The sequence below is a fragment of the Janibacter sp. CoH_79_TC_3 genome (assembly GCF_058197955.1).
Genome location: NZ_JBXWIV010000174.1, coordinates 1 through 243, shown reverse-complemented (window position 1 = coordinate 243; position 243 = coordinate 1). Strand labels below are relative to the sequence as shown.

Sequence of the window (243 nt, the reverse complement as noted above, 5' to 3'; positions counted from 1 at the left end):
AGGTTAACCCAACTGTAGTTGGTATTACTGGTTCAAATGGTAAGACTACTACTAAAGACATGGTAGCTGCCGTTTTGTCCAAGCGTTTTAACGTTCATAAGACACAAGCCAACTTTAATAACGAGATTGGTGTGCCAATGACCATTCTTGAAATGAAGCCAAATACTGAAATTTTGGTACTTGAAATGGGTATGGACAGACCTGGTCAATTACACCACTTAAGTGAATTGACTCATCCTGATG

1 protein-coding gene is annotated in these 243 nt (G+C 39.1%); it reads left to right on the top strand.

Annotation, left to right across the window (positions count from 1 at the left end):
* A partial coding sequence (locus AC2FA3_RS15535; RefSeq protein WP_490510377.1) for a Mur ligase family protein occupies positions 1-243 on the top strand: 243 nt, incomplete at both ends.